We start from the raw sequence: 23462 nt of genomic DNA, 5'->3' as shown, positions 1-23462 counted from the left end.
GTACGTGTGCTCGCCGGGCGGGCGTCACGTGCATTTTCGCTGGTCAACGAATTCCGGCCCGTCCGTGGGCGTGCGCAGAAGTGCCCTGCCGTACGCCCGTGTTGCCGTCGGCGTTGCCGTCAGACGGCTGCGCGCGTGAGGGCGGCGGAGTGGGCTTTGGCCGGTGTCCTGCCCGGGTTGGGGTCGGGCATGGTCAGGGGGCCGTACGCTGGCCCGGCAACTCGGGCAGGTCGTGATCCTGCCCGGAATTTGAACGAGTGGCCCCCTGGCCTTGCCCGACGCGGGCCCCGGCCCGGGGAGGTGGGTAAAGCCCACGGAGCCGACCGGCCCCACCTCCGGGCCTCCGTCCCGGCCAACTCCCTGCCGCCGCCTCGCCGTCGACCTGGTGTTCGCCGTGCTGGCGCGTCCGGCTTCCTCCGCGCTTCCGGCGCAACGCTGCGCCATTTCTGCGCGGCCTGGTCGCTGGCCGGCCCGCGGTGGCGGAGCCGAGAGCGGGCCGGACGGGCGGCCGTGCCGCGCGCGACCCGCGTCAGCGGGTCGCCTTGAAGACGTAGAGAAAGTTTGGACGCATCCCACTTCGGCGGTACGCCGTGTTCGGTGGCCGAGCGTCCGGCTGGGCCGCTGGCCTGGCACGATGGCCTCCGGCGTGTGGGTGCTGTTCCGGTTTGCGGTGGTGGTTCTACTCGGCTCGGGTGACCTGGGCGTGGTCGGTGAAGATCCGTCTGAAGAGGTCGTGACCGGTGCGTCCGGTGTGGCGGAGCGCCCAGTCCTGCGCGGCTTCCTGCTCGTCATGGGCGCCGGATTCGGCTCCGCATCCAGCGGTGACGCAGAACGCCTCGTAAGTGATGCCGCCTTCGGGTACGTGGCGGATGGTGTGGGTGACGTGCCGGTAGACGGTGCGGGGGCTCACTGGTGGCCCTCCGGATGGCGTCGAATGTAGACGTTGCAGTCGCTGACGGTGGTCATGTCGCCGACCGCGCGGGCCCGGTCACGTACGTTGGCCAGCTCCGCGCATCCCGCACAGCCCTCAACGGGTACCGGCTCCAGCTCCAGGCGCAAGGGGAGTTCGACCGGCGGGGTCGAGTACCTGGTCGGCTCCGTCACTGCACATCGCCACCTCTCGAACGTCACGTGTCCGACCTCTTGACAGGTCGGTGCTCTAGTTCAGTATTCGAGTGACCGAAGCACTCCCGCTACGGTTCGTAGTGCACTAGTGTGCTTCCACTGACATCACGTCAACTCAACGGAGGGGCAAGCCTTATGCCCAGTCCCAAGACGTTCACGAAGATCGCGGATCACTTCCGGGAGCGCATCCTGTCGGGAGAGCTTGAGCCGGGCGCCAAGCTGCCGACGAACCGGGAGATCGCCGGCCAGTGGCAGGCTGCGGCCGCCACCGTCTCCCGCGCCTTGCAGGCCCTCCAGGTGGAGAACTTCATCCGCACCACCCCGCGCGGCACCTACGTTGCCGACGACCCGCGCTGGACGCTGTCGGCACGGGACCGGCTGGCCCGGGTCCAGCGGGTGAAGTCGTTCCTGGCGGAGGGCGAGACGAGCCGGGTGACGGCTGCCGAGCTGATCACGCCGCCGCTGTATGTGGCGGAGATCTTCGATCTGGAGGCCGGGGATCAGGTGGTGCGGCGCGAGTGGCTGGCGGGCCGGGGCAAGACCCGGACCGTGTTCGCCGTGACCTGGTACCCGGCCCCGTTCGCCGCCCTCGTACCGGACCTGCTGAACACCGCCCCGGGCCGCAATCACGGACTGTCCGCCCGAGTCCTGGAAGCCACCGGGCGCACGATCACCCACGCCCGTGACGACATGCACGCCCGCCCCGCCGACGCCCGGGAGGCGAGCGCCTTGGGTCTGCCGGTCGGCTCTCCGATCCTGGCCGGTGCCCACCGCTGGTCGGACGCGGAAGGGATCATCGAGTACGGGGAGTGGTGTCTGCCGCCCCGGTTCACCATCGGCTACGAGTACCAGCCCTGACCGATCCACGCGAAGCGTCCCCGAAAGCCAGCCTGCGGCCTTCGGGGACGCCGTCGTTCACGTATCTGCCTCAGTTGGCGTCGCGGCCTTCGAGGCGTTCGACGCGCTCCTCCAGCTCCTCGATCCGCTCCAGGGCTCGTTCGAGCTTGTAGGCCAGATCCGCCACTCCGGCAGCCGCTGGGAACTCCTTCTGCGGGGCAGTCGGCGCTTCGTCCGGCTCGTCCACCGGCTGCACCGAGACCGGTACCTCGGTGCCGAACTCGCCCCCTACGACGACATACGCCATCGACCCGTTGCGCTGGTGGGCCTTCTTCATCCTGCCCTCCAGAGTGAGGAAGGTCAGGGCCTGGTCTGCGGATTCCGGGTCGCCGCCGATCGTGTCGACCACGTCGTCCACGGTGACCGTGGCTCCCCTGGCGAGTGATCCGTCCCTGATCTTGTGGACCAGGCGGCCGTGTGTGAGCTGGGTGGCGAAGCCGTGGTCGTCCCAGTCGCGTACGTAGACCTCGTCGCCGGGCAGCTCGCCGGGGTAGCGCAGGAGGAAGTTGCCGGCCAGCAGAGAGATGGCGTTGGTGACCACGTTGAGCGGCACCGCGTAGTGCTCCGCCAGGACCTCGCGGGCCGGGAGCCTGGCCCCGGGTGCCAGGGTGCCGGAGTAGATCTGCTGTGTGAGATCGCCGGCGACCTTCTCGAAGGCGTCCTCGAAGTCGGCCGAGCGCGTGACGAATGTGCCGCGCCCCTGGCGGGCGATGACCCAGCCCTCGTTCCTGAGCAGCCGGATCGCCTTCTGCACGGTCAGGCTCGATGCCTTGTAGGTCTGCATGAGCTGGCTCTGCGTCGGCAGGAGCTGGCCGGGCCGTAGTTCGCCGTCCCGGATCTGCTGCCGCAGGTCGTCCGCGATGCGCTCGAACGTCAAGCGCGCTTCGTCAGCAGCAGCCATGCCCATCCCCAGTCCGAGTCCGATTCCATCCGCCGCAGGCAGCCCGCTGCCTGTCGTGTTTCACCAGCTCAGCGGCCTCACGGGGTCAGCGTAGCCGCCGGATGGATGGACCACCGCAGGATCGGATGGAACTCAATAGGGATGGACTTCGGATGGAATGAATGTATGGTTGCGGCACACGATCGCCCACACGGGTGACTCGCACCCCTCTACCTGGAGGTTTGCCGTGAAGACCATGCCCATCGACCAGACCCCGGCCCTGGTGATCCTGGCCTCCGAGTCCCGCCAGCGGTTCAAGGACCGCGACGGCCAGCAGCCCGCGATCGACCGGGCCACCGGCGCCCACCTGCACCTGGTGGACGTGATGTTCGCCTTCAACGGCCGCGCAGAAGTGATCACCGTGAACGTCCCCGAGCCGGGTCTCGGCAAGGGCCTGAAGGTCGGCATGCCCGTCGTCTTCACCGGCCTGGTCGCCACGGCCTGGGAGAACGAGATCAACGGCAAGGACCGGCACGGCATCTCCCTGCGCGCCGACGCCGTCACCGCCAAGGCAGGCGCCTGATGACCGGCAACCCCCTCGGGCTCGCGTTCCTCGCCGTGGTCGGCCTCGGCGGGCTCGTGCTTCTGAGCTGGGCCTCGTTCTGCTTCGCCCGCTGGTACCGGGCCGATCCCGAGACCCGGATCAGCCTGCGGCAGGCGCGGCGGCTGCGGTGGGGCTGGAAGCGGCTCGCCCCGATGCTCGGCCTGGCAGTCAAGGACGCCACCCCGACCGTGCTCCAGCAGTACGGACCGCAGGAGCAACAGCCGAAGCCGCGCGTGCTGGTCCCGCGACTGCGCACCCGCGCCGACGCCTTCGGCGTCACCGTCACCGCCGATGCCCTGCCGCAGGTCGGGCTCAGCGCCTGGCAGGACGCCAGCGAGGGCCTGTGCGACGCCTGGGGAATGCGCCGCATCCGCATCAGCCAGCCCAAACCCGGAGTGATCGTCGCGCGCGGCTTCAGGCGCGAGCCACTGGAGGCGGTGATCCGCTCACCGCTGCTCGGCCCGGACGGCTCCCCTGTCTGCCGACCGGGTCAGTTCGTCTCCACCGATGATGTGCTGCTCGGCTGGGACGAGGACGGCACCCCTATCGCGCTCAACCTCGCCTACTCCGCCCACGCCCTGGTCGCCGGCCTCACCCGCTCCGGCAAGTCGATCACCGTCAACACCCTCCTCGCCTACGCCTCCCTCATGCGGGACGTGCGTCTGATCGTGATCGACCCCAACCTCGGAGCTGTCGCGCCCTGGTGGCGTACCGCCTACAAGGTCTCCGACGCCATCCATCCCGACGAGCCGACCGAGATCCTGCGCTGGGTGCGGGAGGAGATGCAGCGCAGGGAACGGTTGTTCTGGTCCGGTCGTACCGACCGCATCACCGAATTCAGCGAGGAGCTGCCGCTGCTGCTCGTGGTGATCGACGAGGTCGCGAACTACACCCGGCACCCCGACCGCAAGGCCCGCGAACGCTTCGAGGCCGAGCTGCTCGCCATCGCCAGCCAGGGCGCCAAGTTCGGCATCCGGCTGTGGCTCCTCACCCAGAAACCCTCCGCCGACGTGCTCACCACCGCGATCCGCACCAACCTGTCCGCCCGGATCTGCCACCGCGTCGACACCGTCGAGGACTTCCTGCACCTCTTCCCCGACGGCCGGGAACTCGACATCACCGCCGCCGACCGCACCATGCCCCAGGGCGTCTCCATCGCCTCCGTCGGCGACATGCGCACCCCGGTCCGGCTGCGCTCGGTCTACCTGCCCACCGAAGCCTGCTGGCAGATCAACGACCTCATGTGCGCCGAAGGGCTCAAGGTCCGCGACCTGCCCGACCACATCGACCTGGACAAGGCCGCGTGACCGCCGCCTCCTGGTCCCGCTTCGCAGTGATCCCCGGCAAGGGCGTGTAGTCGCCAAACCCTCGCCCCTGCCGGGGCCTTCCTCCCCATCCATCCACGGCACACGCGTGTGCCGCAGCGCAGAGAGGTCCCGCCAGCATGCCACCGCACACCCCGACCACCACAATCCCCCGCCCCGAACCCGCCAAGGCCGCGCTACCCACGTTCACCGGATACCGGAACCTGCTCGGCCTGGTACGGCAACTCTCCTCCCTGGGCGGCTGCGCCCAGCCGATCCGGCTCGAAGGCCAGCGCACCGAGATCGACGCCCTCACCGGCGAGATCCTGCGCGAACTGAAGTCCAAGGAACTTCCCGCCGGACACCTCCTGGTCCGCTGCGGCAACCGCCGCACCACCCGCTGCCCCTCCTGCGCCGAGCTCTACCGCCAGGACACCTACCACCTCATCGCCGCCGGCCTGCGCGGCGGCAAGAACATCCCCGACCAGGTCGCCACCCACCCCCGCGTCTTCGCCACCCTCACCGCACCCTCGTACGGGCCCGTCCACGGGCGACGCGTGGGCGGCTCCGCCCGCTGCCGCTGCGGACACACCCACACCAAGGGCGACCCGCGCCTCGGCACCCCGCTCGACCCCGAGCGGTACGACTACACCGGCGCCGTGCTGTGGAACGCCCACGCACCCACCCTATGGGCCCGCTTCATGCTCCACCTGCGCCGCACCATCGCCGCCGCAGCTGGTGTCCCGCAACGCCTGCTCTCCAAGGTCGTCCGGGTCTCCTACGCCAAGGTCGCCGAATACCAGCAGCGAGGACTCATCCACTTCCACGCCGTCATCCGCCTCGACGGCCCCGCAGGCAGCCACACTCCGCCACCCGCCTGGGCCACCCCCGAACTCCTCGCCGACGCCATCCGGATCGCTGCCACCCGCGCCCGCATCGACGGACCGGAGATCAACGGCCGCGCCCGCTCCTTCGCCTTCGGCGAGCAGATCGACACCAGGATCATCCGGTCCTCCGCCTTCCAGGGCGGGACCACGATCACCGAGGGCAAGGTCGCCGGATACGTCGCCAAGTACGCCACCAAGGGCACCGAAGCCGCGACCGGCACCCTCGACCACCGGCTGAAGAGGATCACCGACCTCTGGTTCGAGTCCGTGCCCGAGCACGCCGCCCGCATGATCCGCACCGCTTGGGCCCTCGGCGCCCGCGACGACCTCAAGCACCTGAACCTGCGCAAGTGGGCCCACATGCTCGGCTTCCGCGGCCACTTCTCCACCAAGACCCGCGCCTACTCCACCACCCTCGGCGCCCTCCGGGCCGCCCGCGCAGCCTGGCACCGCCGCCACACACCGCCGACCTCTCCGACCACCCTCGTCCTCGCCCACTGGGCCTACGACGGCACCGGCCTCACCCCCGACCTCGAACGCCTCGCCGCACTCATCGGCGGCGGCCCGACACGCGAACAGGTGGTGGCGACTCGTGCGTGACGACGAACTCCTCACCGTCCCCGAGGTGATGGCCCGCCTCAAGATCGGCCGCTCCGCCCTCTACGACCTCCTGCGCACCCGCCGCCTGGCCTCGCTGACCATCGGCCGCGCCCGCCGCATCCCCGCCCACGCCCTGGACGACTACGTCCAGCGCCATCTGGAAGAAGTCGCCCGATGACCGCCCCCAAGCGCAGGAAGGCCCGCGCCAACGGCGAAGGCACCATCTACCAGCGCAAGGACGGCCGCTGGGAAGCCGCCGGCTACGTCCTCGCCGCCGACGGCACCCGCAAACGCGTCCGGGTCTACGGCAGCACGCGGAGAGAAGCCGCCGACAAACTCGCCGAGAAGATCGCCAACAGCAACCGCGGGCTGCCGGTCGCCACCGCTGACAGCACGCTTGGTGACTACCTGACGTACTGGCTCGGCAGTGTCGCGGTCCACCGGCTCCGCGAGAACACCCACACCCGATACGCCGCCTGCGTCCGCCTCCACCTCATCCCCGGCCTCGGCACCAAGAAGATCGCGAGGCTCACCGCCAAGGACGTCCGCACCTTCCTCGACCGGCTCCGCACCACCTGCCAGTGCTGTGCCCAGGGGCTGGACACCGAACGGAAGAAGTGCTGTGCGGTCGGCGAGTGCTGCCAGAAGCAGCTGTCCGCTTTGACCGTGACCTACGTGCACTCGGTGCTCAAGTCGGCACTGGAACACGCCGTCCGCGAAGACGAACTGCCCCGCAACGTCGCCCGCAACGTCAAGACCACCACGCACCAGCCCAGGCGCTTCCAGCCCCTCACCGCAGCCGAGGCGCGCCAGTTCCTCGACGCCGCCCGCGCCGACCGGCTCCAGGCGCTGTACGAACTCGCACTGCGAACCGGACTCCGCAAAGGCGAACTCCTCGGCCTCCAGTGGGAAGACCTCGACCTCGCCACCGGAACGGCCAGCATCCACCGCTCGCTCCAACGCACCCGCATCGGCGGCCTCACCCACCTGCCCACAAAGACCCGGGCGTCCGAGCGCCGTATCGCGCTCCCGACCGAATGCCTTCACTCCCTCAAAAAGCATCAGGAGCAGCAGGACACGGAGCGCGAGACGGCAGGGTCAGCCTGGAATGACATTGGCCTCGTCTTCACCACGCCGACTGGCCGGCCTCTCGACCCAGCCAACCTCACCCGCCGCTTCCGCACCTTCCTCGATGGGGCCGGGCTCCGCCGCATCCGCTTCCACGACCTCCGCCACTCGACAGCCACCCTCCTGCTGGAACAGGGCGTCGACCTCGTCGTGATCAAGGAACTCCTTGGTCACGCCCACATCGGCGTAACCGCCGGCGTCTACGCCCACGTACGCCTCCGCCTCCAACGCCAGGCCATCGACGCCTTGGGCAACGCCCTCGGCCCCACCGACGATGACCCCGACGCTCCGCCTGCCGGAGTTGTCGTCCGCTGACGTTGCCGTCAGCGTTGCCGTCAAAGCGCGCATGCTCACGACAACAAGAATCTCTGTTGTCGTGGGCATGCGCGGATCGTAATTCTCGACAGAAGCCCTACCGGACCACGTTCACCGAAGCAGCGATCGCATCCTCTCAGCGATTTCTGTAGCTGCCGCTCTAACTTGCTCGTCACTCAACGTACCCGCAGGCGCATCCGAATCGCCCGCATAGTGATCGTTGGCTACGTAGAACAATTCGGTGGCGGCCTCATACTGCTCGTGCGACGGAAATGAGCCCGGGTAGTTCTTGTACAGCGGAAGGCAGACCACCGAGAATTCGGCCGCCGAGATCCTTCCCTCCGCCACTGCTGAGGCGAGCACCAAGAACGGTTCTAGCTTGGCCATCACAGCTTCCCTTGTTCCATGAGGTACCGGAACTGGTCCGATGTCGGATCCGATCTCCAGGCACCCAGCATTTGCCCGGATTCAAGATCGACCGATACGTGACGCCCCGTATTGGGGTCAACGTAGTGCCGCGCCGCAGCCCCCCGATAGGTACCTGTGACTTGAACGTTCCCCGGATTCCTGACAAAGCTCTCCAAGGCATTCACGAAAGCCTGCTTGGTCGCCTTGCTCTCCTTTCCGGTGATCCCGAAGTCTTCAGCATGCTTGAAATGGTGAGGAACCTTGTTCGAATCGATCCAAATCGATCCACAGCCAGGGCCACTGTTGTGAACGAGGACCGGCGTCTCGCCCGCCAGCACATAGTACGTGTGCAGGTCTGCGACAGTGAGGTTGTATGTGTCCTGATAAGTTTCGTAGGTTCGGACACTGGCCACTGTCACACGGGCGCCGTCAGCAGCCAGGAGGGTCATACCAGGCCGAAGCTCATCGGCATTGAGCCAGGATCGCTCCGATTCGGCCCAGAAGGGATGATGGCCGGTGGTACTGAGAGGCCGTGATTCACCCTCCGACTCAACGACAATATCAACATAGATCTTGTCGTCACTGGTCAGGATGGTGGCAATCACGGTTTTAGCAACAGACTCTCCGGCCCCTGGATCGCCAGCCAAAACCTGATCGCCTATTTCAACTTCCTCAATTGGCTTGCTGGACCCATCAGCAAGCACAACTTGGGTGCCTGCTACGAAGCTGTTCCTGCCGCATGGATTACCACTACCCACGCGGGATGCCATACCATCAGCGAATGCTCTACCAATCGCTTCTCCACCAGGCATGTCGTAGATTTCGGAATCTACGTGCCTACCTGCGAGAGCAGCGTCCAACGGGTCCAGGTGGCAAGTGATCACGTCACAATAGTGCGAACGAAAGTACTCGACCTCTCTTTCGGAAGCACCAGTCACCCACATTTTAAAGGAAATCTGGTCAACTACACTTCCGTTTGACGGATCCCATTTCGCCTGAGCCTTGATTATCTCCTCGCGAGAGTTCGTGTAAACACGAAGCTTCTTTCCTATGTGCGAATAGGCCCGCACGGCTTCCTCGTATGCCTGAATCGTGGCATCGAGCATGGTGCCGTCCCATGTCCCCCATTCAGCATCCTTGTAAAAGGTTTCACCTTTACCCCCAGAGCCGTCGTCAAGTTTGAGCCCTGTGGGGTCGCTCTTGGAGACGGGGTTTCCGTTGGCGTAGGTGTACCCGTTCATCTGGAGCGGGTCGGTGATGTCGATGAGGGGGTCGGCGGAGAGGAAGCGGCCCGTGTGCTGGTCGTACTCGCGGGCGCCGATGTGGGTGAGGAGAGTGGCCTTGTCGTCGATGCCGACGCCGAGGTAGCTGCGCTTGTTGGGCCAGTTGGCGGGCTTGGTGCCGCGGGTTTCGCCGTAGGGCTTGAAGGAGCGGCGAGTTACGGGCTGGGTGCCGCCGGCTTCGACGGTGGTGTGGGCGGTGCCGAGGTGATCGGCGAGGAGGACGTTGAGGGTGTGGCCGGTCGTCGACTGGTTGGTGGTGGTGCGGACGACGGTGGGGGTGCCGGCCTGGCTGTAGGCGCGGGAGGCGTGGGTGATGAGGCCGACGGAGTCGGTGGTGAGTTCGGTTTCGCCGAGGTAGAGGGTGCTGCCGGTGGGCGAGCTCTCCAGGATGCGGTTGCCCTCGGCGTCGTAGACGTAGGTGTGCTTGGTGGTGCCTACGGTGTTCGACGCGAGCTTGTGCTCGGGGGTCCATTCGAGGGTCTGGTTCGCGGCGTACCCCGGGGGGTTGCGGAACGCGGTCGTCCCTGTCGGGTTGTAGTTGTAGTAGCTGGTCATGAGTGACGTGGGGGAGGTCACTGAGGTCAGCGTGTGCGGCTGGGTGGTGCTGTATTTGTAGGTGTAGTTGATGTCGTTGGCGGTGACGCCGGCCGGGTCGTGGTCGGTCATGGTGGCGCGGTTGCCGATCCAGTCGTAGGTGAAGGACTGGTGGTAGGCGGCCGAGCCGGTGACCGCGGTGCCCGAGGCGACGGTGCCTGCCTCGGGCTTGGCGTTGGACAGGTTGGTCGGGGCGGTGTTCGCGGCGTGGGCCGCGTCGACGACCGGGCCGCTGGAGGGGGCTCCGGTGCTGTTGTAGCCCCAGGTGGCTCCTGAATTGGACTTGCAGCCGACGCCGGTTCCGTTGGGCTTGATGTTGGAGGTCCAGGCGTGGACCAGTTCACCCATGGCGTCGTAGGTGAAGCACTGGTTGTCCCATGTCGTGCTGGTGTTCGTCACCGCGTCCTGGCGGGCGCTCGCGGTGATCATGCCTGCGGCGTCGTAGGCGTAGCCGGTGTCGGAGATGCGGTGGGGGCCGGCCTTCTCGCGGTCGGTCACCGTGCGCATCAGACGGCCGGTGTGCTCGTCGATGAAGTTGGTCGTCCAGACGCGGTAGGGCTGTGCGCTGGAGACCGAGCGGAGGACTTCGCCGTAGGGGGAGTAGCTGACGTCGGAGGTGTACCAGGCGATGCCGGAGGTGGACTCGGGCAGGCCGTCCTCGTTGTAGCGGGTGATGACCTTCTCGGCCGGCAGGCCGCCCTTGGCCGGCAGGGTGACCGAGAGGGGCTTGCCGGTGGGCGTGTACGTGTAGGTGTACGTGTAGGTGCCGGACAGGCCGGTGGTCATGGCGTTGGCCGGGATGATCACCTGACGGCCGGTGGGACGGTACTCGGTGTCGTAGCCGGTGACCTTGGTGACGTAGTCGCCGGTGGTGGTGCGGCGCCTGGACTCCGCCGGGAGGCCGAGGGCGCCGGTCGGGTCGTAGGTGTACTCCTTGACCGGCGTGTTCAGCTTCGAGCCCTCGCGGACCGCGGTGATGCGGCCGAGCACGTCGTAGTCGGTGTAGGTGTACTGGCCGAGGGCGTCGGAGACGATGTTCGGACGGTCCGCGTTGTCGTACTCGGTCTGGGTGATGCCCGTGTCCGGGTCCTTGACCGAGGTGACGCGGCCGCGGGCGTCGTGGAGGTAGGTCCAGGTGTTGCCGGCCGGGTCGGTGACCTTGTCGCGGTTGCCGCGCTTGTCGTAGCTGTACTTCGTCGAGCGGTACTTGCCGGGTGCGACGTGGTGCCTGAGCTCGATGACACGGCCCAGGGCGTCGGTGACCGTGGTGGTCGCGGGGACGCTGGAGCCGGGCGGGTCGACGAGGGTGGCGGTGTCGCCGTAGGTGATGGTGGTCCCGGCGCGGGGGGTCTTTCCGTGGTAGGGGGTCTGCCTGACGGGGCGTTCCATGCCGTCGTAGACGGTCTTGACCCGGCTCTTGACGTGTGTGGGGGACGTGACCTTGAAGAGGTCGGTGGTGGGTTCGCCCTTGGCGAGGTAGCCGCTGGTCTGCTCGACGACCAGGCCGTGGTCGTTGTAGTAGGTGTCGGTGACGATACGGCCGGGGCCGTGGGCTTCGGACTGGGTCTGGACCTGGCGCAGCAGGCCGTCGTAGAGCGTGACCTGGCGGGCGTAGCCGCCGTCGTCCTTGAGGGTCTTGACGGTGACGGCCGCGGGGCTGGTCTTGCCGTCGGCGGCGACGGTCGCGGTCCGGTAGGCGATCTCGACGCTGGCGCTCTGGCTGCCCGAGGAGCGGGAGGGGGACCAGCCCTTGACGAGGCGGCCGAGGGCGTCGTACTGGGTGCGGGTGACGCGGCCGTTGGGGTCGGTGACTGTCAGCGGCAGGGCTCGGCCGGGGTCGAAGGTCGTGGTGGTGGTGTGGTTCTTGGCGTTGATCGTCTTGACCGAGGTGACCGGGCCCCCCGTGGCAGGGGTGTACTCGGTCTTGGTCTCACCGGTCCCGGGCGCGATGACGCTGGTGACCCGGCCGAGAGCGTCGTGGGTGGTGCTCGTGGTGATGGAGTGGGTGGTGCCGGTGCCGTCGATCTGGTCGACGGCGGTCACGAGGCCCTTGGCGGGGGTGGCGCCGTGGGCGAGCTGGTCGTAGCGGGTCCGGACCGAGCCCTTGAGTTCGGTGGCGGAGTCGGCGCCGGTGTGGTTGGCGCAGGTGGTGGCGGTGGTACGGACCGCGCTGGGCAGTCCGATCAGCCACGCGGTGGTGTTGTGGACGTAGGACGTCTTGGTGCAGGTCTGCTCGGAGAGGACTTCTCCGGTGCCGTTGTGGGTGACGACGGCGGTCTCGACGGCGGTGGGCAGGCCGTAGGTGGCGTCGCGGTCGAGGGTGGTGGCGCGGACGCCACGCCAGTTGGCGCCGTCGGCCTGGATGCTGTCGGTCTTCTTGACGGCCGTCCGGTAGGCGCGCAGGGCGGGCAGGGTGGTGCCGTCCTCTGCCTGGCGGGAGCGTGAGGCGGTCTCGACGGACACGTCGGGGAAGGTGCGGGTGCGGCTGGCGAACTGCGTGTGCGTCTTGGAGGAGTCGCGGTAAGTGAGCGTTTCGGCCGTCATGCCGGCGTACTGGGGGGCGTCGTCGGCGAGGAGGACGGTGCCGTCGACGGAGTCTTTGACCTCACCGCCGATGCCCTGGAAGTAGCGGGTCACGGAAAGCGACTGGGAGAGAGACGACGTCTTGTTGCCCTTGATGACGGCGACCTGGCGGTAGCCGCGCCAGTCGCTGTAGGTGCGCAGGGCGGGGCGGAGGAACTCGTCGTCACTCTTGGCCCAGGCGGGGCCTGAGTAGCGGTAGGCGGTCGTGACGGGCTTGCCGAAGGGAGTGACCTTGTCGGTCTCGGTGACCGAGGCGACGACGTACTTGTTGAACCACGCCTTGGCGGGGGTCTTCTCCTCGCCGTCGGGGGACCAGCGGACGGGATAGCAGGTGCCGTTGGCCTTGCCCTTGTCGGTGGTGGGCTCGTATTGGCAACCGCCTATGTACTCGACCTCGATGTCGGCGCCGGCCTCGGTGACGACGGTGCCGATACGAGGCCGGGTGAAACCGGGGCGCTTGTCGCCGGGGCCGCTGGAGACGAGGTTGGGAAGCTGCTTGTCGAGGAGGTACTTCCGCAGGGCTTTGTCCGACCGCGGCTTCACGGTGTAGTGGCCGAAGCTGACGCCATCCTTGGACTGGAGGGTGCCGGTGGTGTCGCCGGGGCCGTACCCGGTGCGGGTGATGGAGTTCAGCCAGAGGCCGGGGGCGGTGTCGTACCAGTCCTCGGGGAAGGAGTGCTTCAGGGTGTAGCTGTCGACCTTGCCCAGGCCGGTCTGGCCGGCGCGAGCGGCGTTGGTGGTGACGGTCTTGAGACGGACCTGGGTCCAGAAGGACGGGAAGCCGGGGCAGAGATCGGAGCCGGAAGCGCAGTTGAGGGAGCCGGGGGTGTCCCACCAGGGCCGGTAGGCGGTGGGGTCACCGGGCTTGAAGTTGGCCGGGTTGCAGAGGGTGGTGGACTTGAGGCAGCGCTGGTCGACGCCGAAGACGACGGTCGCGGACGGCTTGGTCAGGTCGGTGGCGCGCAGGCCGTACTCGATGGTGGTGGGGTAGGCGGCGCGCTCGTAGGCCTCGGGGGTGGCTCGCTTGCCGCGGACGGCGTAGTGGTTCGTCTCCTGCTTCCAGCTGACGATCATGACGTTGCCGTGGACGTCCTCGACCTTGTCCAGGCCCCAGCGCCACGCCTGCTGCTTTCCGGTGCCGCAGCGGGAGGCGGCGAAGGTGGTGGCGTGGCAGGGCTCGCCGGGGTGGTTGCCGAAGACGGGGACGGTGGAGACGGAGTTGGTGTCGGCGTGGGTGCCGCCCACCTTGTTGAGGCCGAAGTGGTACTTCGTGCCGTCGGTGGTGGTCACCGTCCAGTACTCGCCGTTGTCGTCCCCGTTGGTGCCGCCGACGTGCCGCTGGACGCGGGTGCCGTCGTCGCGCTGGGGGCGGTAGGTCTCCGTACCGGTCTCCGGGGTGGAGGTGGGGACGCGGACGAGTTCGGTGGTGCTGCCGCCCAGGGACATGACCGCGTTGTAGGAGACCCAGCACAGGTCGCCGGTCTTGTCGGCCTTGGCGGTGTTGTTGGGGGTTCCGGCGGTGAGCGCGTGGGTGTCGTCCTTGCAGGAGCGGTAGCGGCGCTCGATGAAGCCGGGGCTGTAGTCCCAGCCTTCGCCGACCCAGGACGCCTGGGGCGAGGAGACGGCGGTCTTCCCGTCGACGGCCTGCGAGTTGTACGACAGGGTGACGTTCGGGGCGGGACCGGCCGGGGCGGGCGGCATGGCCATCGGGTAGGAGTAGGTGAAGCCGCCGGACGAGCCGCCCGCGGTCCACTTGCCGCTGGCTGCCAGCGGCGTGGCCTTGAAGGAACCGCCGGGTCCCGCGCCGGAGTCGACGGCACCGATGACGGCCTTGTCGCCTCCCGTCGCCACGGGGGTGGCGGTGGTCGCGGTGGTGTAGGCGGCCTGCACGATCCCGGAGCCGGACGTCGGGGCGGGGGCCGCGAGGAAGGCGGGGGTGGCCGTGCCGTCGGCGGCGGTGTCGACCGTGGCCGTCACGGTGTCGGTGACGGGGTCGTTGACGGTTTCGAGCTCCTCGTACTCCTGGCACGCCGGCTCAAGGGGGGTGGTGAGGTAGCACTCGGGGAACTGGACCAGGCGCAGGCGGGAGGCCCAGTCGGCGCCGTGGAGGTTCTTGAAACCGGAGTAGTCGATGCCCACGGAGAGCGGGACGGAGCCGGTGGAGGGGGCCTGGACGGCGACGAGTGCACCGACCTTGAGGACTTCTTCGATGCCCTGGACGATCTCGCTGCCGCGGTCGACGACGCTGAACTGCCATGTGCCGGTGGGGGCGGGGTGGCCGTCCGCCTGGCCGGCGAGGACCGGAAGGTTGGGGATCTGGGTGAGGCCGCCCTCCGCGGTGGCCGTCGCCGTCGTGGCGGCGGTGAACGAGGCGGGGCTGACGGCGGAGCCGAAGGTGAACGACTCGGTGTCGGCGGCCGGGACCGTCGTCGTACCGGCGGGTGCCTGCTGCTGGTCGGTGGGGATGTCGGCCTTGAGCGTGTCGAGGTCCTTCTTGAATGTCTCACCCCCGACGGGCTCGTCGAGCTCGATCTTCTCGAGTTCGAGGGGCTCGGCCTCAAGGATCTCCCGTCCGAGTTCGGCGTTCCCGGGGTCCGGTGGCATGGCCAGGGACTGGGCGGGCAGCAGTCCCACCAGCAGGGCTGCGCCGAGCGCGGGTACGACCGCGCGACGGACCCGGCGACGGGTATGACGATGACGAGCGAACAAGACGAGGTCCCCCCGGACCACTTGGAGCGGCAGCCGGAGACGGACCGCAGGCGATTGCACTTCAGATCGCGCAGATTCTGCGGGTACTTCGTAAAGAAACGCCAGCCGTGGTGAACGCAGCGTGATTATTGTCATGGAACGTAACGGTCCGGCTGCATATGGAATGCCTACAAGTGAACTCAACCGACATAGGAGCAGGTCAGCGCAGCAAGCGCACCAGACGCCCATGATCCGCGTATTCGGTGAGGAAAGACCCCATCCGAGCAGTCTTTTACGGCTTTTCCTTTGTTTTGCCGCCCTGTCGGCACCTGCGTTCCTCACCGGGGCGGTTCCCCGACCGAGGAGTCCTTCTTTCTCCGGCCGGAGCAGGCGGGCATGAGCGGATTCCGTCGTCGGATGACGCCAGGAGCTTGATGGGTCATCATCGGCTCGCCCAGCCATGCCTGCGCGGAAAGGTGTTCCGGCCCGGACCGCCCTCGTTCATGACGCCATGGCGGGCTTCGTGGTTTCAGCCGGTGCCGTCAGAGCCCGGATGCTGGGAAATGCTGGGAAGAGGGGTCCTCACCCGATGAGACAGTCATGGCAGCGGCCGACGGCCCGGCGCGTGAGCGCCATGGTGGTCGCGGCCGCGCTCGCCGCGGGCGGCATCACCTACGCCGGTTTCCACGCCGGCTCCGCCGACGAAGCGGCCCCCCTCCCGGCGGACGGGCGGAACGCCTCCGGCAAGGACAAGGACGAGCCGCGGACCGTCAGTCAGGCCTCCGCCGTCTCGCTCGCCCGCAAGAGCGGAAAGCCGGTCGAGGCCACGGAGCTGCGGACCGCCCGGTCGACCACCTGGGCCCGTCCCGACGGGCTGATGACGAAGAAGCTGTACGCGTCCCCGATCTGGGCCAAGGTCGGCGACGAATGGAAGAAGATCGACACCACGCTGAAGCGGACCGGCAAGGGCTGGACGCCCGCGGCCACGAACAATCCCGTGGTGTTCTCCGCCGGCAGCACCGGCAGCGGAGACCGGGCCTCGCGCGGAGGCGTACGACGGATCTCGCTCGTCAAGGGGCTGAAGGCCGAGACGGAGCCCGGCAGTCCGCTGGTCACGCTCACCGTCGGCGGTACGACGGAGATCCCCGAGACCCACGAGATCCAGCTCACCTGGCCCGGCCCCGTCCCCGCACCGGTCATCGACGGGTCGCGGGCCCTGTACCCGGAGATCTTCCCGGGCGCCGACCTGGTGCTGACGGCCGAGGACGACGGCTTCGCCCAGCTCCTCGTCCTGAAAAACCGTCAGGCAGCCTCCGATCCGCGGGTCGCGCAGCTGTCGTACGGGCTGTCCTCCCCCACGCTCACCTTCAGCCTGGACTCGGCCACCGGCATCGTGTCGGCCGAGGACCCCGACGGGCAGGAGGTCGCGCTCTCGCCCACCCCGCTGATGTGGGACAGCAGCGGCGCCCCGGCCGTCACCGACGGCGAACTCGGCGCCTCCTCGCAGCCGACCGCCCCGGAGTCCCTCGAAACGCCGACGGCCACGATCAGCGAGGAGCCGAGCCCCAGCGCGAGCACCGAGGCACTGGCCGACGACAACGTCGACCCCGAGGGCGAGGCCCTGCCCGACGCCACGGACGAGGCCGCCCCCGCTCTCACCGACCCGCCGCTTCCTCCCGTACCGGCCGAGCCGACGCCGGCGCCCTCGCAGACCGGGGACGCGGCCACGCTGAGCCTGCCGCTGCTCAACGGCCCCTCCCCCGAGTCCCGCGGCGACATCGTGGACGCCGACCTCGGCGACGGGACCTGGCTGCTCACCCCGAGCAGGGACTTCCTCGACGACCCGGCCACCGTCTATCCGGTCTTCATCGACCCCACGGTCAAGAAGCACACCCAGGACTGGACCACCGCCTACAGCCGCCACCCCAAGGCCACGTTCTTCAACGGCAAGGACTTCAACAAGGGCGGCACCCACGAGGCCCGGGTCGGCTTCGAGTCCGACACCTGGGGCACCTCCCGGTCGTACTTCAACATCGCGTACGACAAGAAGCTCCAGGGCGCCAAGATTCGGCAGGCCACCCTGCGGCTCCTGGAGACCTACTCCTGGTCCTGCAGCCCCCGCGGCATGTCCGTCCACGTCACCGGACCGATCAACGCGCGGACCAACTGGAAGAACGCACCCGCCCTGACCGACGCGAATCTGGCCGCGAAACCGGCGAGCTTCGCCCACGGCTACAAGACCGGCTGCAAGGACGACTACGAGACCTTCGACGTGCTGGCAGCCGCACAGAAGGCCGCCGACCAGGGCAGGAGCACGATCACCTTCGGTCTGCGGGCCCGTGACGAGAAGTCGCAGTACGCGTGGAAGAAGTTCCAGGCCGACGGCGACAACGCCCCCGTCCTGGAGATCACCTACAACCGGCCCCCCACCCCGCCGACCCACCACGACCTCGGGCCGGACTTCAAGTGCACCACCACCCCTCCGTACGTCCGGGTCGGCTCCTCCAGTCTCACCTTCACCGCCCGGTCCACCGACAGCGACGACAACCTCGCCTACCTCGACTTCGCCCTGTGGCCGACCAACAAGTGGTCCGTCACCGGTGACATGCTCAAGTCCACCGGCACCGTCTCCGTCGGTGCCGACACCGACGCCGCGACCCGCACCACGCCCGGTTTCTCCACCAGCGGCCTGGTGAACAACACCGTCTACTCCTGGTCGGTCCGGGCCGTCGACGCCGCGGGCAGCTCCTCCGCCTACACGCCCAAGGTGCCGTGCCGGTTCATCTGGGACAGCGCCGCCCCCAAGCCGCCCCGGGTCCGCTCCACCGACTTCCCCAACGCCGACGGCAACGAGAACACCTTCGGCAACGAGCCCGAGGACTCCAACTGGTCGAAGCTCAAGTTCGGCACCGCCGGCACCTTCACCTTCCAGGCCCTCGACAGCGACGTCATCCGCTTCGAGTACGGCTTCAACGCCAACAACTACCCCATCACCGTCTCCCGCACCGCCGGCGCCTCCACCTCCACCATCACCACCGTCTCCGGGGTCAAGCCCCCCGCGGCCGGACCCAACGTGCTGTACGCGCGCACCGTCGACGGAGCGGGGCACGTCTCCCAGCCCACCAAGTACTTCTTCTACGTCACCCCCCGCGACCAGGCCGACCCTCCCGGCGACGTCACCGGCGACACGCTGCCCGACCTGTTCGCCATCACCGGCAGCAAGAACCTGCGGCTGTACCCCTCCCAGGCCCTCCGCAGCGATCCGTCCAAGGGCACCGGCACCTTCGACTACTCCATGTCCGGCGCCTACCAGCTCAACCCCGCCAAGGACCCCAACGGCGGCGACGGCCTGCCCGTCTTCATCGCCCCGCCGGCCGGGCACTTCTCCGGCGCCCTGATCACCCACAACGGCGACTTCTACGGCGGCGACGGCTTCGAGGACCTCATCGTCCGCGTCGGCGGCAAACTGTGGATGTACCCGGGCGACGGGTACGGCGCCGTCAACGTCACCAAGCGCCGTGAGATCCTCCTCCCCGGCAACGCCCCCGCCCCCTCCTCCCTCAGCCAGATCAAGGCCACCGGCGACATCACCGGGGACAAGCTCCCCGACCTGCTCGCCACCACCGGCGACCAGCTGTGGGCCTTCATCGGCTACACCGGCGCCTCCTTCCAGGAGGCCCGTCTGATCAGCGGCGGCACCTGGGCCGACCGCGACATCGTCACCGTCGGGGACATCAGCGGGGACAACGTCCCCGACCTGCTCTTCCGCGGCCCCGTCGCCGACAAGGGACTCGTCCTGCGCAAGGGCAAGCCCTCCGGCGGAGGCGTCGACCTCGCCTCGTTCGCCTTCGCCTCCAGCTCCCTGACCGGCGAGGACACCATCTACGGCACCGGCGGATGGTCCGCGGCCCAGATGCCCTTCGTCATCGGGACCCCCGACGTCGACCGCGACTCCGGCACCACCCCGGACATCTGGGCCATGGCGGCCGACGGCACCCTCTACTTCTACAAGGGAGGGACCACCGCGCACGGCAGCCGTGTCGCCGCCAGCTGGGTCAACTGGACGGGCACGCTCGCCTTCGGCTGACCCCGTCGATCACCCCTGCAGTGGAGGGCGACCGCATCCGGCGGTCGCCCTCCGCCGTACCCGCCCTCGCCTGTGCGGGCCGGGGAACTACCCTGGCGGGATGCGCAGTGAAACCCGTACAGGACCGGTGGGCGATTCCGTGGACGATTCCGTGCCGGGGGACGGTCTCGTCAAGGCCGGTGTGGTCGTCTTCGCGGTCGGGGCGGTCGCGACGCTGGTCACGGTGGCTCCGCTGCTGCTCGGCACCGAGCCCTTTCCGACCGTCGCCTATCTGGTGTCGATGCTGATGGGCGTCGGGTTCGCGCTGGCCGGGGCCGGGGTGCTGCGGTCGGTCGCGGCCCAGCGGCGGCAGGCCCGGCGTACCGCTTAGGGCGCATCGCCTAGGAGAGGTACGTCTTCCACCAGGCGCGGAAGTCCGTCAGGTCCTTCAGGACCACGTCGGCGCCGGCTTCGCGGAGTTCCTCGGGGGAGCACGGGCCGGTGGCGACGGCGACCGAGACGGCGTCGGCGGCCTTCGCGCCGCGTACGTCGCCGGTGTGGTCGCCGACGTAGACCGAGGCGCCGTGGGCGCGCAGGGCCTCCGCCTTGGCCTCGGCGAAGAGGCGGCCGACGATGGCGTCCGGCTCGATGTCCAGGTGGGCGAAGTGGCGGTGGGCGTCCGGGCCGTTCTTGGCGGTGACGACGACGGTCCGGCCGCCCGCCTCGCGGACGGCGGCGAGGGCGTCGCGGGCGCCCGGCATGGGGACGGTCGGCGCGATGGCGTGCTCGGGGTAGAGGGCGCGGTAGCGGGCGGTCATCTCGGTGACGTGCTCCGCCGGGACCCAGTGGGCCATCTCCTGCTCCAGCGGCGGGCCGAGGCGGGTGACGACGAGGTCGGCGTCGATCGCGACGCCGTACCGCTCCGAGAACGCCTCGAAGGCGGCCTTGATGCCGGGGCGGGTGTCGAGGAGGGTCAGGTCGAGGTCGAAACCGACCGTGAGCGGGCCTGCGGAAACGTTCGTCGTCATGGGGGACATTGTGCCCAGGCGTTCGAAAGGGGTGGCCGCTTGGACGGCGCTCCGGTGCGACTGGTTAGCTGAGCCTTACCAAAGTTCCTCCTCGTCCGTTCTCCTCCTCGCCCGATGGTGCCCATGACAGCCGCTCTCCGTTCCCTACGGGCCAGACGGACCCTCGCGACCTCGGCGGCCGTCGTCGCCCTGCTCCTCGCGGTCCTCCTCAGCCTCGCCGTCGGCGCCCGGGCCATCGCCCCCGGCACCGTCCTCGACGCGCTCCTGCACGGGGCCACCGGGGACGACGCCGAGGTGGTACGACAGCTCCGCCTCCCCCGTACCGTCATCGGGCTCATCGTCGGCGCCTCCCTCGCGCTCGCCGGCACCGCCCTCCAGGGCATCACCCGCAACCCGATCGCCGACCCCGGCATCCTCGGCATCAGCCAGGGCTCCGCGGTCGCCGTCGTCCTCGCCATCGCCTTCCTCGGCGTGCACAGCCTCTCCGGCTACGTGTGGTTCGCCTTCCTCGGCGCCGCCCTCGCCTCCGTCGCCGTGTACGCGATCGCCTCCCGCGGCCGCGGCGGCGCCACGCCCGTGAAGCTGGCGCTCGGCGGCGCGGCGGTCAACGCGCTCCTGTTGTCGGTGACGACCGGCGTGCTCACCACGAAGGCGGCGGCGCTCGACGAGTTCCGGTTCTGGCAGATCGGCTCGCTCGACGGGCGCGACGCGGCCACGATCGGGCAGATCTGGCCGTTCGTGCTGGTCGGCCTCGCCCTCGTGCTGTCGGTGGCGCGCGGCCTCGACGCGCTCGCGCTCGGCGAGGACGTCGCCAGGGGGCTCGGGCAGAAGGTGGCGACCGTCCGGATCGTCGGCGGGCTCGGCGCGACCGTCCTCACCGGCGCGGCCGTCGCCGCCGCCGGCCCCATCGCCTTCGTCGGCCTCGCCGTCCCGCACCTCGCCCGCGCCGTCGTCGGCTCCGACCACCGGTGGGTGCTGCCGATGGCCGCGCTCCTCGGGCCCGTGATGGTGCTGGTCGCGGACGTCGCCGGGCGGATCGTCCTCCCGCCCGGCGAGGTGCCGGCCGGGGTCATGACGGCGCTCATCGGGGTGCCGTTCCTGGTGACCCTCGTGCGGCGGAAGGCGGTGCCGGCATGAGCCTCCTCCGGAGCCGGACCCCCGCCCCGGCCCGTACCGCCGTCCGGCCCGCCGGGTACGGGCTCGTCCGCACCGGGCCCGTCTCCTTCCTGGTGCACCGGCGGTCGGTGCTCGCCGCCGGGGTGCTGCTCCTGCTGCTCGCCGCGGTCTCGGTCGCGTACCTCTGCGTCGGCGAGCGGTTCGTCGCCCCCGGCGAGGTGCTGACGGTCCTGGGCGGCGGCGACTCCCCCGCCGCGTTCGTCGTCGAGGAGCTGCGCGCGCCGCGGCTCGTCACCGCGCTCGCCGTCGGCGCCGCCTTCGGGATCGCGGGCGCGCTCGTCCAGACCGTCGCCCGCAACCCGCTCGCCTCGCCCGACATCATCGGCATCAGCCAGGGCGCCGGGGCGCTCACCGTCGGCGCCATGACCTTCGGCCTCGCCTCGTACACGGTGCTGCCGTACCTGTCGATCGCGGGCGGGGTGCTGGCCGCCGCCCTCGTGTACGCCTTCGCCTGGCGCGGCGGGCTGCACGCCACCCGCTTCGTGCTCATCGGCATCGGCATCGCCATCGCGCTGCGGTCCCTCATCACCCTCTTCATGACCAAGGGCGACTACCTCGTCGCCCAGCAGGCGCAGATCTGGATGACCGGTTCGCTCAACGGGCGCGGCTGGGACGAGTCCGCGCCGGTCCGGTGGACGCTGCTGCTCGCGCTGCCCGCCGTGCTGTGGGCGGCCCGCGCCCAGCGGACCGTCTCCCTCGACGACGCCACGGCGACGGCGCTCGGCGTCCGGCTCGGGCGGGTGCGGCTCGGGCTCGTCGCGGTCGGCGTGGTCCTCGCCTCGGTGGCGACCGGGGTCGCCGGTCCTGTCGACTTCGTGGCGCTGCTCGCCCCGCAGATCGCCCGCCGGGTGACGCGTACGGCGCAGATCCCGCTGCTCTGCTCGGCGCTGCTCGGCGCGCTCGTCGTCACCGCCGCCGACCTGGCCGGGCGGCGGCTGTTCTCGCCGGTGGAACTGCCGGTGGGTGTCCTCACGGCGGCGGTCGGCGCCCCGTATCTGATCTGGCTCATCGTCCAGAGCCGCACGGGAGAGAAGGCATGAGCAGCAGACCGACACCGAGCGGAGCGATGACGAACGGACCGAGGACGAGCAGGCTGTCCGCGCGCGGGCTGACCCTCGCGTACGAGAACCGGGTCGTCGTCGAGGACCTGGACCTGGCGGTCCCGGACGGGCGCGTCACCGTCATCGTCGGCCCCAACGCCTGCGGCAAGTCGACCACCCTGCGGGCGCTCGGCCGGCTCCTCAGGCCGGTGCGGGGCGCCGTCCTGCTCGACGGGGAGGAGCTGGCGAAGCTCCCCACGAAGCGGATCGCCCGCTCGGTCGGCCTGCTGCCGCAGACGCCCGTCGCCCCCGAGGCGATCACGGTCGCGGACCTGGTGGCGCGGGGCCGGCAGCCGCACCAGGCGTGGTGGAAGCAGTGGTCGGAGGAGGACGAGCGGGCGGTGACGGAGGCCATGGCCCACACGGACGTCGCCGCCCTCGCCGACCGCTCCGTCGACGAGCTCTCCGGCGGGCAGCGGCAGCGCGTCTGGATCGCGATGGCCCTCGCGCAGGAGACGGACCTGCTGCTCCTCGACGAGCCCACCACCTATCTGGACATCGCGCACCAGGTGGAGGTCCTGGACCTGGTCCGCCGCCTCAACCGCTCCCGCGGCCGGACGGTGGTCCTCGTCCTGCACGACCTCAACCAGGCGGCCCGGTACGCCGACCACCTCGTCGCCATGAAGGCCGGCCGGGTCGTCGCCGAGGGCCCGCCGTCGGAGGTCGTCACGGAGGAGCTCGTCCGCGAGGTCTTCGGGCTTCCGTCGGTCGTCGTCCCGGATCCGGTGACCGGGTCTCCTCTGGTGATCCCGGGGGCGCCGTGGGAGGCGGAGGACGAGCCGGTGGCGTAGGCCGG

The 23462-nt window shown here is 69.4% G+C and carries 17 protein-coding genes; 11 read left to right on the top strand and 6 right to left on the bottom strand.

From position 1 onward, the window contains the following. Positions 1-679: 679 nt before the first annotated feature. Entirely contained in the window at positions 680-910 is a 231-nt protein-coding gene (locus tag QK442_RS29855; protein ID WP_282697207.1) for a hypothetical protein, read from the bottom strand. Next, the gene (locus tag QK442_RS29850; RefSeq protein WP_282697206.1) at positions 907-1104 is read right to left on the bottom strand and encodes a hypothetical protein; all 198 of its coding nucleotides are present in this window, start codon (positions 1102-1104) and stop codon (positions 907-909) included. The genes QK442_RS29855 and QK442_RS29850 overlap by 4 nt, the downstream gene beginning before the upstream one ends. Positions 1105-1260: 156 nt before the next feature. Here QK442_RS29850 and QK442_RS29845 point away from each other — a divergent pair, with 156 nt between their 5' ends. Continuing rightward, positions 1261-1983, top strand: a complete 723-nt coding sequence (locus tag QK442_RS29845; protein ID WP_019761424.1) for a GntR family transcriptional regulator — start codon at positions 1261-1263, stop codon at positions 1981-1983. A gap of 70 nt (positions 1984-2053) precedes the next feature. On the opposite strand, the gene QK442_RS29840 is transcribed toward QK442_RS29845, so the two are convergent. Next, positions 2054-2899 (bottom strand): GntR family transcriptional regulator, encoded by an 846-nt coding sequence (locus QK442_RS29840; RefSeq protein ID WP_282697205.1) that lies wholly within the window; start codon positions 2897-2899, stop codon positions 2054-2056. A 259-nt stretch (positions 2900-3158) separates the two neighbouring features. On the opposite strand from QK442_RS29840, the gene QK442_RS29835 reads away from it, so the two are divergent. The 5 genes from QK442_RS29835 to QK442_RS29815 all read left to right on the top strand — a co-directional run bounded on the left by QK442_RS29835 (position 3159) and on the right by QK442_RS29815 (position 7740). Then, a complete protein-coding gene (locus tag QK442_RS29835; RefSeq protein WP_282697211.1) occupies positions 3159-3485 on the top strand; it encodes a hypothetical protein in 327 nt (108 codons plus the stop codon). Continuing rightward, positions 3485-4813: an FtsK/SpoIIIE domain-containing protein gene (locus tag QK442_RS29830; protein ID WP_282697204.1), complete on the top strand. Its 1329-nt coding sequence runs from the start codon at positions 3485-3487 to the stop codon at positions 4811-4813. Before QK442_RS29835 ends, QK442_RS29830 begins: the two co-directional genes overlap by 1 nt. A 137-nt stretch (positions 4814-4950) precedes the next feature. Then, on the top strand, positions 4951-6297 hold the full coding sequence (locus QK442_RS29825; protein ID WP_282697203.1) for a replication initiator: 1347 nt from the start codon (positions 4951-4953) through the stop codon (positions 6295-6297). Next, positions 6290-6475, top strand: coding sequence for a helix-turn-helix domain-containing protein (locus QK442_RS29820; RefSeq protein WP_282697202.1), 186 nt, complete (start codon positions 6290-6292; stop codon positions 6473-6475). The genes QK442_RS29825 and QK442_RS29820 overlap by 8 nt, the downstream gene beginning before the upstream one ends. Then, on the top strand, positions 6472-7740 hold the full coding sequence (locus tag QK442_RS29815; RefSeq protein WP_282697201.1) for a site-specific integrase: 1269 nt from the start codon (positions 6472-6474) through the stop codon (positions 7738-7740). Before QK442_RS29820 ends, QK442_RS29815 begins: the two co-directional genes overlap by 4 nt. Positions 7741-7851: 111 nt before the next feature. Here the strand turns inward: QK442_RS29815 and QK442_RS29810 are convergent, their stop codons facing one another. Further along, entirely contained in the window at positions 7852-8127 is a 276-nt protein-coding gene (locus QK442_RS29810) for a colicin immunity domain-containing protein (protein ID WP_164236033.1), read from the bottom strand. Then, complete coding sequence (locus QK442_RS29805; RefSeq protein ID WP_282697210.1) at positions 8127-15212, bottom strand: polymorphic toxin-type HINT domain-containing protein; 7086 nt, start codon at positions 15210-15212, stop codon at positions 8127-8129. Before QK442_RS29805 ends, QK442_RS29810 begins: the two co-directional genes overlap by 1 nt. A 718-nt stretch (positions 15213-15930) precedes the next feature. Here QK442_RS29805 and QK442_RS29800 point away from each other — a divergent pair. Both QK442_RS29800 and QK442_RS29795 read left to right on the top strand, forming a co-directional pair. Beyond that, the gene (locus QK442_RS29800) at positions 15931-19383 is read left to right on the top strand and encodes a VCBS repeat-containing protein (RefSeq protein ID WP_282697209.1); all 3453 of its coding nucleotides are present in this window, start codon (positions 15931-15933) and stop codon (positions 19381-19383) included. A 100-nt stretch (positions 19384-19483) separates the two neighbouring features. Continuing rightward, positions 19484-19753, top strand: a complete 270-nt coding sequence (locus tag QK442_RS29795; protein ID WP_282697200.1) for a hypothetical protein — start codon at positions 19484-19486, stop codon at positions 19751-19753. A gap of 10 nt (positions 19754-19763) precedes the next feature. On the opposite strand, the gene QK442_RS29790 is transcribed toward QK442_RS29795, so the two are convergent. Further along, the gene (locus QK442_RS29790; RefSeq protein ID WP_282697199.1) at positions 19764-20399 is read right to left on the bottom strand and encodes an HAD hydrolase-like protein; all 636 of its coding nucleotides are present in this window, start codon (positions 20397-20399) and stop codon (positions 19764-19766) included. A 114-nt stretch (positions 20400-20513) separates the two neighbouring features. Between QK442_RS29790 and QK442_RS29785 the strand changes: the two genes are divergently transcribed. From QK442_RS29785 to QK442_RS29775, 3 genes are read left to right on the top strand one after another with little or no spacing between them, the layout of a single operon-like run. Then, positions 20514-21527 carry an iron ABC transporter permease gene (locus tag QK442_RS29785; protein ID WP_282697198.1) on the top strand — a complete coding sequence of 338 codons (1014 nt, stop codon included), beginning with the start codon at positions 20514-20516 and terminating at the stop codon, positions 21525-21527. Continuing rightward, positions 21524-22606 (top strand): iron chelate uptake ABC transporter family permease subunit, encoded by a 1083-nt coding sequence (locus QK442_RS29780; protein WP_282697197.1) that lies wholly within the window; start codon positions 21524-21526, stop codon positions 22604-22606. The genes QK442_RS29785 and QK442_RS29780 overlap by 4 nt, the downstream gene beginning before the upstream one ends. Then, positions 22603-23457, top strand: coding sequence for an ABC transporter ATP-binding protein (locus QK442_RS29775; RefSeq protein WP_282697196.1), 855 nt, complete (start codon positions 22603-22605; stop codon positions 23455-23457). The genes QK442_RS29780 and QK442_RS29775 overlap by 4 nt, the downstream gene beginning before the upstream one ends. Positions 23458-23462: the final 5 nt, after the last annotated feature.

Source organism: Streptomyces sp. CC208A (genome assembly GCF_030010625.1).
Lineage (GTDB): Bacteria > Actinomycetota > Actinomycetes > Streptomycetales > Streptomycetaceae > Streptomyces.
The sequence above is the reverse complement of the archived record's forward strand: the minus strand, read 5'-3'. Positions and strand labels throughout refer to the sequence as shown.

Bases quoted from the DNA above. Each gene is read 5' to 3' on its own strand.
- QK442_RS29845 (WP_019761424.1), top strand. From the start codon at position 1,261: ATGCCCAGTCCCAAGACGTTCACGAAGATCGCGGATCACTTCCGGGAG.
- QK442_RS29835 (WP_282697211.1), top strand. From the start codon at position 3,159: ATGCCCATCGACCAGACCCCGGCCCTGGTGATCCTGGCCTCCGAGTCC.
- QK442_RS29830 (WP_282697204.1), top strand. From the start codon at position 3,485: ATGACCGGCAACCCCCTCGGGCTCGCGTTCCTCGCCGTGGTCGGCCTC.
- QK442_RS29825 (WP_282697203.1), top strand. From the start codon at position 4,951: ATGCCACCGCACACCCCGACCACCACAATCCCCCGCCCCGAACCCGCC.
- QK442_RS29815 (WP_282697201.1), top strand. From the start codon at position 6,472: ATGACCGCCCCCAAGCGCAGGAAGGCCCGCGCCAACGGCGAAGGCACC.
- QK442_RS29810 (WP_164236033.1), bottom strand. From the start codon at position 8,127: ATGGCCAAGCTAGAACCGTTCTTGGTGCTCGCCTCAGCAGTGGCGGAG.
- QK442_RS29805 (WP_282697210.1), bottom strand. From the start codon at position 15,212: ATGCCACCGGACCCCGGGAACGCCGAACTCGGACGGGAGATCCTTGAG.
- QK442_RS29800 (WP_282697209.1), top strand. From the start codon at position 15,931: ATGGTGGTCGCGGCCGCGCTCGCCGCGGGCGGCATCACCTACGCCGGT.
- QK442_RS29795 (WP_282697200.1), top strand. From the start codon at position 19,484: ATGCGCAGTGAAACCCGTACAGGACCGGTGGGCGATTCCGTGGACGAT.
- QK442_RS29790 (WP_282697199.1), bottom strand. From the start codon at position 20,399: ATGTCCCCCATGACGACGAACGTTTCCGCAGGCCCGCTCACGGTCGGT.
- QK442_RS29785 (WP_282697198.1), top strand. From the start codon at position 20,514: ATGACAGCCGCTCTCCGTTCCCTACGGGCCAGACGGACCCTCGCGACC.
- QK442_RS29780 (WP_282697197.1), top strand. From the start codon at position 21,524: ATGAGCCTCCTCCGGAGCCGGACCCCCGCCCCGGCCCGTACCGCCGTC.
- QK442_RS29775 (WP_282697196.1), top strand. From the start codon at position 22,603: ATGAGCAGCAGACCGACACCGAGCGGAGCGATGACGAACGGACCGAGG.